10 protein-coding genes are annotated in these 9,940 nt (G+C 49.0%); 1 reads left to right on the top strand and 9 read right to left on the bottom strand.

Features of this window, described 5'->3' with window-relative positions; genetic code table 11:
• Positions 1 to 319: 319 nt before the first annotated feature.
• Entirely contained in the window at positions 320 to 1,519 is a 1,200-nt protein-coding gene (locus tag JSY36_RS19295) for an NAD(P)/FAD-dependent oxidoreductase (protein ID WP_205167623.1), read from the top strand.
• A 13-nt stretch (positions 1,520 to 1,532) separates the two neighbouring features.
• Here JSY36_RS19295 and JSY36_RS19290 read toward each other — a convergent pair whose 3' ends face one another.
• The 9 genes from JSY36_RS19290 to JSY36_RS19250 all read right to left on the bottom strand — a co-directional run bounded on the left by JSY36_RS19290 (position 1,533) and on the right by JSY36_RS19250 (position 9,294).
• Positions 1,533 to 2,285 carry an alpha/beta hydrolase family protein gene (locus tag JSY36_RS19290; RefSeq protein WP_122897559.1) on the bottom strand — a complete coding sequence of 251 codons (753 nt, stop codon included), beginning with the start codon at positions 2,283 to 2,285 and terminating at the stop codon, positions 1,533 to 1,535.
• 415 nt (positions 2,286 to 2,700) lie between these two features.
• Positions 2,701 to 2,880, bottom strand: coding sequence for a YjzC family protein (locus tag JSY36_RS19285; protein ID WP_122897560.1), 180 nt, complete (start codon positions 2,878 to 2,880; stop codon positions 2,701 to 2,703).
• 245 nt (positions 2,881 to 3,125) lie between these two features.
• Positions 3,126 to 3,428, bottom strand: coding sequence for a HesB/YadR/YfhF family protein (locus tag JSY36_RS19280; protein ID WP_205167622.1), 303 nt, complete (start codon positions 3,426 to 3,428; stop codon positions 3,126 to 3,128).
• Between the two features lie 103 nt (positions 3,429 to 3,531).
• A complete protein-coding gene (locus JSY36_RS19275; protein ID WP_205167621.1) occupies positions 3,532 to 6,000 on the bottom strand; it encodes a YhgE/Pip domain-containing protein in 2,469 nt (822 codons plus the stop codon).
• 108 nt (positions 6,001 to 6,108) lie between these two features.
• The gene (locus JSY36_RS19270) at positions 6,109 to 6,693 is read right to left on the bottom strand and encodes a TetR/AcrR family transcriptional regulator (RefSeq protein WP_205167620.1); all 585 of its coding nucleotides are present in this window, start codon (positions 6,691 to 6,693) and stop codon (positions 6,109 to 6,111) included.
• Positions 6,694 to 6,786: 93 nt separating this feature from the next.
• Complete coding sequence (gene moaD / locus JSY36_RS19265; RefSeq protein ID WP_205167619.1) at positions 6,787 to 7,023, bottom strand: molybdopterin converting factor subunit 1; 237 nt, start codon at positions 7,021 to 7,023, stop codon at positions 6,787 to 6,789.
• Entirely contained in the window at positions 7,020 to 7,490 is a 471-nt protein-coding gene (locus JSY36_RS19260; RefSeq protein WP_205167618.1) for a molybdenum cofactor biosynthesis protein MoaE, read from the bottom strand. The genes moaD and JSY36_RS19260 overlap by 4 nt, the downstream gene beginning before the upstream one ends.
• Complete coding sequence (gene mobB, locus JSY36_RS19255) at positions 7,471 to 8,007, bottom strand: molybdopterin-guanine dinucleotide biosynthesis protein B (RefSeq protein WP_205167617.1); 537 nt, start codon at positions 8,005 to 8,007, stop codon at positions 7,471 to 7,473. Before mobB ends, JSY36_RS19260 begins: the two co-directional genes overlap by 20 nt.
• The gene (locus JSY36_RS19250) at positions 8,008 to 9,294 is read right to left on the bottom strand and encodes a molybdopterin molybdotransferase MoeA (RefSeq protein WP_205167616.1); all 1,287 of its coding nucleotides are present in this window, start codon (positions 9,292 to 9,294) and stop codon (positions 8,008 to 8,010) included.
• Positions 9,295 to 9,940: the final 646 nt, after the last annotated feature.

Here is a 9,940-nt window from a genome sequence, read left to right as displayed (position 1 = left end):
TTTGTAATTTCGATTATGATGCATCAAAAGGTCCTCCTCTTGGTGTATTGGGTTCGCAACCTGCATCATAACGGAGGACCTTTTTTTGTGCAAGAGGCCACTTCACCTACTAACAGGAATGCTCCTGTGGCAGGTGGAGCTAGGGAAGTCCCGCAGGGCATAGCCCGAGGAGGCTTGCCAGCACCGCCACGGAAAGCGAATGGTACGTAGGTTCATCTGCATTTCTGTCCTTTATAGGAGGTGCAAATAACACTTTATTAAAAGAATAATCAGAGGCCTGGCAACAAACGATAGTAAAAAACACGGAGGAGCGAATGTGATGACGCTACATACAGGCAGTCTTTACTGGCCCACAACCCATAAGCACACGGCTGTATACCCGAAGCTCACGGGAGACGCAGAGTGCGATGTGCTCATTATCGGGGGCGGGGAGGCCGGGGCACTGATGGCCTACACCCTCTCAGAGCACCGGGTGAGTACGATTCTTGTGGAAAAAAACACGATTGCAGGCGGCTCGGCGTCTGCCAACACCGGGCTGATTCAATTCTCCAATGATAAGATGCTTACGGACCTTGCGAAAAAAATCGGTGAAAAAGCAGCGGTTCAATTTTACAAACGCTGCCTCAAAGCCACCGACGACCTCGAAGTGATTACGAAGCGCCTTACTTACAAATCGGACTATAAACGGAGGAAGAGTCTTTTCTACGCAAGCAGTAAAGGGGATGAAAAGAAGCTCAGGAAAGAATATGACATGCTGAAAAAGCATGGTTTCCCCGTAAGCCTTCTCGAGCCTCATGAGATCCGTTCTCTTTTCCCGTTCGAAAAAGAAATAGCAATTATATCGGACCTGGACGCAGAACTGAACCCATATAAACTAGCCGTGTCACTGGTTCAGGAAGCGAGCAGAAACGGGGTTCAGGTTTATGAAAACACCGAAGTGCTCGGTCATGATTTTTCTGACGGAGGCGGCCGCTTCCGGACAACTAAGGGAACAATCCGGGCAAAAAAAGTCGTCTACGCTACCGGTTACGAAACGGCTGAATTCACAACGATTAAAAAGGCGGTTTTAAACCGGAGCTACGCCATTACTACACACCCTGTAAAGGATTTAAACATGTGGTACGACCGGGCACTGATCTGGGAAACGGCACGGCCATATCTCTATATGCGTACCACGCCCGACAACAGGATCATCGCAGGGGGCCTGGATGTTTCAGCCTCCGAACCTGAGTCCGATCCGGATAAAGTGAAGGGCAAAGGATGGGAACTGCTTTCCCTTGTACAGGAACATTTCCCGATCCGGGACCTTGCCGTGGCCCATGAGTGGAGTGCCACATTCGGTGAAGCAAAGGATGGCCTCCCCTTTATAGGCCGGCATCCGAAGCACGAAAACGTCTATTTTCTCCTCGGTTACGGGGGGAACGGCACGGTTTACTGCACGATAGGCGCCGAAATCATTAAGGATCTGATTTTATACGGGTACAGTCACGACGCCCCCCTTGTGGCCCTGGACCGGTAAACAGGCCTGTCAGCTACATTTTGGTGAGCTGTTCGTGGCTGGCGAGAAACCTTTTTACAGGACCCACAAAATCAGGCCATAATTTTCCCGGTAAAAAAACGGTCAGTTCTACAGGTGCCCCCCGTTCTTTTCTTCCTTCTTCAAAAGGGCGGCTGTGCTGTTCCAGTGGAAATGTACTCTGGAAAACGCAATGAAAAATCCGGACCATCGTTTCCGGACACGTCTTTGCCCAGAGAGAGGACGGCAGAGCGATCGCCTTTTCGATCGTTTCTTCGTCTTCTCCATAAGCGCCCTTCAGCTCTTTCATAAAGCGCTTGTAAAAGAACAGGTTGCTCTTTTCGTGACGACGGTAGGCTTCAAGATCAAGGCATGGATTATAAAGAACTACGGAGCGGAGCAGGTCGGGCTGCTGCACAAGCATCCTCAGGGCAATGAGCGCTCCCATTCCTTCTGCAAATACATGGATTTTTCCGTTTAAAATCTCGGTTTTCAATGCATGCTTAATCGTTCTCATCGTCAGACGGTACGCTTCATCGTTTCCCCAGTGTTTTCCGTACTGGTTGGAATACACAAGCGTGTATCCTTCCTCTTTGAGTGCGTCAATAAAGCGCCTGCGGTCCGGATGCTGATGCCACAGACTCGTTTTATTTTCCACATAATGATTGGCGTCACCTAATATCAAAACGAGAAACCCGTTTGGCTTCTCAGGCAAATGAACGACTGCTTCTTCTCCCTCCAGTTGAAAATACCTTTCTGTTACTGCCATGACCATCCCTCACTCAACGTTAACGTTCGATTTGTGTAACTTAATACGCGCTTCGGGGAAAGGTGATCAGGTAAAACGTGATGAAGAACAATATTTCCGTTCTTGCTCAAACAAATTCCCCGTGCTGCCATTTAGAGAAACACACTTACACTTATCCTATTCAGCGGGATAAAAAACGGCTGGGTTATGTGCCCAGCCGTTTCAAAAGTGGGTAAGCAAGATACCGTAACTTAGTTTATTACTGGAAGAGAGTTGAAATGACACAGACAAATCAGAAAAGAAGGAAAATCGATTGTCTATTAGTGGTTTTGAAAGGGATCCGGACTCTTATCTTAAAAGAGGCGATCATTGCAAAAGGGCGGCCCATAAGGTATCATGCCACCTTATGAACCGCCCTTTTCTTATATTTTCCCGTTCAAGGCTTTCGCTGGTACGTCCATTTCCGGTCCTTGTTTGCTGTTGCCGGAAACTCATCTCCCGCCTCCATGTGCAGTTTGCGGGGATTTTTCACCATGCTTCCCGTTTCACCGATTTCAACATAAAAGCCGTTGTTCGGCGCCTTATCACCCGGGTTAAATTGACGTCGCTGACCCACGCGCGTTCCCTCCTCCTTCGTGATGATATTAGGTTTCTCTTTAGAGGAGGATTTTATGAGCAGGCAATCATCCTTGTTTCTTGTTTGAAGAAATCGGGGGTTGTTTAACGGATAGCATCGGTTATTCTACAGTTATATGATTCTTTTTTACACTTCATCGCTGTTATTTAACGGTTAGGTCTCTCTTTTCTACGGTTAGCCCCTACCCGCAAAAAAAAACCGGGGATCCGCTCCCCGGTCTCAATCTACTGCTTCTCGCCAGTCTCGTGAAGATATTCGATCTCACCGCTGTCTTCATTCAGCTGAACGCTCAGGTCTTTGTCGTCAAAGTACCACTCGTCCTTTTTCTCCACATAAAACGTTACGTGATTAACTTCTTTTGTGACAGCCGGATCTTCCGGATCTTTTTTTGCCATAGCCAGAGAAAAGCTGCTCTGGAAGTTTCCGCATCCGCCGTAGCGAACGTAAAACTGCACGGCCTCGCCGCTTTCAAGATCCAATTCGTCCTTAAACCAATCAAATGCTTTATCTGAAATATCAAGTTTCATGTTAAAATCCCTCCAACATTTACGGGTATGAGATCCTTTTCCCTTGTTCATCATCTCACTAAACCATATTAACCTCTACCCCGCCGGGAACACAACCAAGAGACTACCCATTAGTCTGCTCTCTCTTCTTGTCAATACTCGGAGCGCACAATTTTTTGTACAATTTCACGTAAAACAAAAATGCAATAACCAGCACTACGACGGCAACACATATAAGAAACATGACACTCTGCCAGAGAAGCACCGGTGAATCCATAAACACAACCGAGCGGAACCCGAGGACCGAGTACGTCATAGGAAGCCACCCGTGTATGGTCTGAAGGGGAGAAGCCAAAAGTTCCACAGGAAATGTACCGCCGCTTCCACCGAGCTGCAAAATGAGCAGAATAATAGCTACAAAACGCCCGGGGTTATCGAGCACTCCTACCAGCATAAAGATCATACTCATAAAGACTAAGCTCACCAAATACGTAAAGGCCACAAACGCCCCGGGAGACGAGACATCCAGATCGAGCCCGATCAAAATAAAGGCGAGGAGAACCGTCACCTGCACAAACCCGACAATCATCACCACCCCGAATTTCCCTGCAAACCACTCCCTCCCATCAGTGTGGGGTCCAAGGGGCTCCCGAAACGGATAAATGATCGACAAAGTCAGGGCCCCTACATACAGCCCTATGGACAGGAAATAAGGAGTAAGCCCCTCCCCGTAGGAATACTCACTTTCTGATTCTGTACTGAGGGATTCGATTGGAGAAGACAGCATCAATTCGTGCTGGCGGCCGGGGTCCAGTTCATTTGTATAATCACTTATCTCCGCCACACTCCCGTGCAACTCATTACTTCCCTCCACAAGTTCTCCCAGACCTTCCACCAAATCACCATTCGCAGCAGCGGCATCATTCAGATTTCCGGCAATGGAACCAGCCCCGTCATTCACACGTACAGCCCCGTCACGCAATTCGCTCAGGCCCGCTGTGACATCCGCGGACCGCTCCACGGCAGTTCCGTAGGCTTCTTCAAGAGACCCAAGTCCTTCGTTCACCTCCGCAAGAGCCGCTCTGAGGTCCTCTTCCACCTCGTTTGCATCAACCTGTTTCTCCACACTCCCCACAGCACCGAGGGCTTCTTCAAAGGTTTCAACCGCCTGCTCCACCTCGTCAAGCACACGGGTTACATTCCCTGCATCCACCGCAGCACCTTCGATCAGGTCATAGGCAACCCCTGCCTCGGCTAAAAATGAAGCGGCCAATTCTTCCGCCTGATCCACGTTCCCGCGAAAGGCATCCAGTTCCTCATTCACTTCCTTCATACGCTTCTGGAGACTGCTTTGGTACGAAGGAACCTCATCAAAGCTCGCAAGGCCTCTTTCATACCAGGATACAACCTCATCATTCTCTGACCACTCAGGCCACTGTTCGTCCAGGTAAGCGGGGAGTTCTTCATAATGAGTTTCAAGCTCTTCCAGTGCCGCAACAGGTTCACCAAGAATCTCTTCCACATCAGCGAACCTTTCCTCCAGCCGGTCAGCAAAAGTCCGGGCATCATCATAGCTTTCTGTCAGCTCTTCGCCGCGCTTCCCTGCCTCACTGACAATCGTATCAAGTTCTTCTTTTGAGTCTGATACCTGTTGTTCAATCTCTTGAAGCCGCTCCCTTCCACTGTCAATGGAGTCACTCACTTCTCTTACGGACTCCTCAAGTTCAGCAGCCTCGTCAAACCGGTCCTCCAGTTGACGGGCGGCTTCATCATATCGCCCGTCCTCAAGCAGCGCTTCAATTTCTTCCGTCGTATTTCGCACCTTAAAAAAACTGTCTTTCGCTCCGGCAATTTCTTCGGAGTCCTCAAGGGTTTTTATGAAGGACTGCCATTCTTTTTCAAGAGTGATCACACCGTCTTTCAAATCTGAAGTGCCTCCTGACAGGGTTTTTGCACCTTCTTCTATTCTGTTGATGGCGTCATACAGACTCTCTCCCCCTTCAAGGGCACCCTGGTTTCCGTTATTTATCTTTTCAGTCCCTTCCTCCAGCTCATTGACGATTTTCGTAAATGAACTGAACGAATCGTTCGCTACTTCAATATAGGCGAGTATCAAGGCTTCAGCCAGTTCATTCTCCATGGATTCGATTGCTGTACCCGCAATCTGTGAGCTTACGTAGTTATAATCCTCATTCACCTCATAGTAGAGCGTTCCTTTAACCGGTTCTGAATCAATAACGCTTGCTACATCTTCTGAAAAAGTCTCGGGTATGAGGACATAAAAATAGAAATCAAAGTTTTTCATTCCTTCTCTTGCGGTTTCGTTATCTACAAAGTGAAAGTTCAATGCCGGGTCGTCCTGAAGGTTTTCAATGAAATCATCTCCAGCCCGGAACTCTTTTCCATCTACCATAGTCCCGGTATCTTCGTTCACGACTGCAACCGGCAGCTCTTCTATCTGACCATACGGATCCCAGAACGACCAGATCAGCACGCCTCCGTATAGCAAAGGCATGAGCATGATCCCGATAAGAGCAATAAGCAGTTTTTTTCGTTGAAGTATCCCTTGAAGCTCGTGCTTTAAACCATTCATCACCCATTCTCCTTTTTGACTATAATGTCCATATAGTCATTTTCGAGTTGTTTAAAAATGACCATTTTATTCAAATAGTCATTTAGAATTCAAAAAAAAGAGACGCGTTTACATCTCTTTGTTATGGACCAAGGCGTACATAAAGTGCTGATCAAGAATGTGTGCGATCGCCTGTTTTCCTAGAGATCCGTACTTTTCTTCGTAATCAAATACAAGTGCCATGTATTGTTTATAAAGCAAAAACGCGGCTATTCTCGGGTTTGAAGTATATATTTTCTTTTGTTCAACTGCCGAAACAAGCTGTTTTTCCAGGCAGCCAATTATCGCATCTTCTACTTTGTCCATTGCACGCTTGGAATGTTCGGTTCCAAACATCCTCACTTCGTACGTCAGCTTCATCATCACCTGATGCTCTTTCCTAAACTCCAAAAGTTCATACAGTGCTGAGTGGAGGTTCTCTGAAACAGACTTCTCCGGCAGAATACAGTTAAAAAAGATGTGCTCCATTTCCGCTATAATTTGCTGCAGAACCGCATCAAACAGCGCTTCTTTATTCTTAAACGTAGTATAAATCGTTCCTTTTCCAATACCGGCCAAAGCCGCAACCTTATCCATCGTCGTCCCCTTAAAACCGTACATGGAAAAAGCAGAAGCAGCTCCTTCAAGAACGAGCTGTCGTTTATTTTCTAGCATGGCAGTGTTCCTTTCTGATCAATATAAAAATGACCAAATTTCTCATCTGGTCATTTTGTTCTGTTTTAAGTTTACGACGTTTCAGATAAAAAATCAACCGCCGCTCACAGGAGGAATAAACGCAACGGTGTCGCCGGCTTTCACCTTCTCATCAGCCTCGGCATACTCCTCATTCACAGCCGGCATGGCGCGCTCGATCCGCCCGAGTCCCGGATACTCTGCCACGAGACGTTCCCGGACATCGGACACAGTAACATCCGCCATATCAAGCTCGATCTCCCTTTTTCCTGCAGCGTCCTCAAGCTCTGCAAACAACAATACCTTAATCACGATAAATCCTCCTTCCCAGGCTTGCCAGCAGGATACGCTTTCGTTTCCCGCTGATCACCAATCCACTCGGTTCCGTCTTCCCAATGTTCCTTTTTCCAGATCGGCACAATCTCTTTAATCCGCTCAATCGCATAGCGGCACGCTTCAAACGAATCTGCACGGTGCGGCGTGGAAACCGCGATGACGACAGCAATATCACTGATGGCAAGTTCCCCCGTCCGATGTGAAATCGCAACCCGGGCATCAGGAAACCGACTGGTGATCTCGTCTCCGATCTGAGCCAGCTTCTTCTCCGCCATGGGTACATACGCATCGTATTTCAAATAGATGGTGCGCTTCCCCTTGGTCATTTCGCGAACAGTCCCGATGAAGGTATTTATTGCACCGGCGTTTCTGTCTTCCACCAGACTGATTACCTCTGTCACATCCAAAGGCCGATCGGTAATGCTATAGCGCTGCAAGGTCATCTGTATCATCTCCAAAAAGGATTTTCGTGAGGGCTTTTACGGTATCTTCCATGGGGTGAGTGCTCAGCGCTTCGAAACTCCCGCTGGCGAAATAATCCTCGTCTTGTTTTTCCCGGCAGATCACGGCCTTCACGTTTGTGCTCTTAGTCACGAGTCCGCGGTCACTCTCGTTTTGGACGATCACGGCCTTGGGGTACGCTTCACGTTTGTATCCTTCGATCAAAATGACGTCCGGACCCGTCCGGGCAATCAGATCGATCATCTCTTTGAGGGGCGGCGGTTCTGTGCCGATCCACTGGAATTCCCCTGGGGAGATGGCCACCGTACTCGCTGCCCCGGCCTCCCGGAGCCGCCCGCTGTCTTTTTCCCGGTCACCTCTTATAAGTGCACCGCCGTGCCCGTGATGCTTGATCACGCTTACCTTCACTCCCCGATCGCTGAGGTGGCGGACCCAGTGAGTGAGCAACGTCGTTTTCCCGCTTCCGGAATACCCTGTCACCTGAAATATCCGCATCATTCAGTCCTTCTTCGGGAGCACAAGACTCTGAGCGGAGCGCGGCCCGTCAACGAGCAACACATCCACCTGATCCCCTGCCTCAAAGCCGCGGCTTCCCCCGGGCAGAACCGTAAAGCACGACGTATGGGCAAGAGACGTCACCGTAGACGATTTATCAAAGCCCACCGGCCCCGTCGTAAGTGTTCCGTCCCCCGTAAAGCCGATCTCACTCCGGATAAAGCGGGTAAACGGATTCGCCTTAGGAAAGTCCTTCGTAAGGGTTGCTTTCGTCTGGGTTAAATACGGCGTCTTTGAGCCCAGGAACATCGAAATCGCCGGGCGGGTGTATAACTCGAAGCCAACAAAGCACGCACTCGGGTTGCCCGACAGCCCGAAGAGAAGCTTACCGTCAAGGTCGGCCACCGTTGTCACGCTGCCGGGGCGCTGGGCAATCTTGTTGAACAGCACCGTCGCACCGAGCTTCTCGTAAATCGCTGGAAGAAAATCAAAGTCCCCGACACTCACGCCTCCTGTGGTAATGAGCATGTCTACGTTTTCGACAGCACTTTTTATGGCCCTGTAGCACGCGTCAAAATCATCAGCCAGCTTCCCGTAGTATTGCCCCGATGCACCTGCGTTTTCCACCTGGGACGCAACCATATAGGCGTTGCTGTTGCGGATTTTCCCCGGTTCCATCGGCTCGTCCACTTCAAGGAGTTCTGTTCCTGTGGCAAAAATACCGACCTTTGGCTTTTTCGTTACGGGGACGGTGGCGTAGCCGAATGTGGCCAGGACCGCTTTAACGCCGGGGGTGATCAGCGTCCCCTCTTGCATCAGAGCGTCCCCTTTTTTCGTTTCTTCTCCTTTAAAGGAAACAAAGTCGCCTATTTTAAACGAGCGTTTCACTTCTATGTACGTTTTTCCGTCTTTTATAACTTCGTTTGTGAGCTCAAACATGCAGATAGCGTCGCACCCCTCGGGCATCATCGTCCCTGTCATGACCCGGACCGCCTGACCTGGCTTTGTAACGGGCTTTGCCACGTGTCCGGCTCCCACCGTTTCCATCACTTCCAGGTAAACCGGCGTTTCGCTGGTGGCGTTTTTCGTATCCTCACTCTGGACTGCAAATCCGTCAAGGGGAGAGCGGTCAAAAGGGGGAATATCGTGGTCGGCGTAGACCGCCTCTGCAAGGGTGCGGCCGTCCGCTTCGGTAATTGGGACCCATTCTTTCTGTGTTCCCCGTTTGGCAGCGTCCATCACCCGCTTTTGAGCTTCCGGCACCGGAATCGGTGTTCTCTTATCGATCATCTGCTTCACACCTTTCACGTTTGGTTGATGGTTTAAGTGTAGCAAGGAATGGGGTTTAGCGCCATCTTGATTAAATGGTACTTCACAAGGAAAAGAAATCTTTTTTTGTTGTATTAAATGAATTTCTCCTCCTGATCTGAGATCTTGATTTCTGGCTCTTGAACTCCCTTTCCGCTGGCAGTTCGGGAGCCTCCTCAGTATGCTGCTTCTTCCTCTGCCAGCCAGGCTACGCATATGCGTCGAAGCAACTCGAAGCTTATTCATGAAGCACTGCTCGTGCTTGACCGGGTCTCCCCGGAACACGCTCTTCCCGCAGGAGTGTCGCCCATTCAACCAACATTTATAATTCAACATATTCCTTCAGCAAAACTTTAATATAATTGTAAAGATTATTTACTAAGATAATCTGGTGTAGTCTAAACACCAGAGACTCCCAATTTAATAACGAGCATTTGTCTCACGAGCTTCGACTCAGAACACATACAATCTTCAGACGATCGGGAAAGAAGCACGCTCCTGCACAACCTGCTAAAAGTCGTGGAAATAAACAACGATAAAATAATGAACGTTAACACAACTTTACGAAAAAGTTGATCAAGCAGCCGAAATACCTGAGACTCGTACGGGAGTGGGAGTCAGGGTGAGA

It is taken from the genome of Alteribacter salitolerans (assembly GCF_016901055.1).
Lineage (GTDB): Bacteria > Bacillota > Bacilli > Bacillales > Salisediminibacteriaceae > Alteribacter > Alteribacter keqinensis.
This window is presented reverse-complemented; position numbering and strand designations above follow the sequence as displayed.

Coding starts and splice junctions, on each gene's coding strand:
- JSY36_RS19260 (WP_205167618.1), bottom strand. CDS start 7,490: ATGACCTTGCAGCGCTATAGCATTACCGATCGGCCTTTGGATGTGACA.
- JSY36_RS19275 (WP_205167621.1), bottom strand. CDS start 6,000: ATGAATGGTTTAAAGCACGAGCTTCAAGGGATACTTCAACGAAAAAAA.
- JSY36_RS19270 (WP_205167620.1), bottom strand. CDS start 6,693: ATGCTAGAAAATAAACGACAGCTCGTTCTTGAAGGAGCTGCTTCTGCT.
- mobB (WP_205167617.1), bottom strand. CDS start 8,007: ATGATGCGGATATTTCAGGTGACAGGGTATTCCGGAAGCGGGAAAACG.
- JSY36_RS19280 (WP_205167622.1), bottom strand. CDS start 3,428: ATGAAACTTGATATTTCAGATAAAGCATTTGATTGGTTTAAGGACGAA.
- JSY36_RS19295 (WP_205167623.1), top strand. CDS start 320: ATGACGCTACATACAGGCAGTCTTTACTGGCCCACAACCCATAAGCAC.
- JSY36_RS19250 (WP_205167616.1), bottom strand. CDS start 9,294: ATGATCGATAAGAGAACACCGATTCCGGTGCCGGAAGCTCAAAAGCGG.
- JSY36_RS19290 (WP_122897559.1), bottom strand. CDS start 2,285: ATGGCAGTAACAGAAAGGTATTTTCAACTGGAGGGAGAAGAAGCAGTC.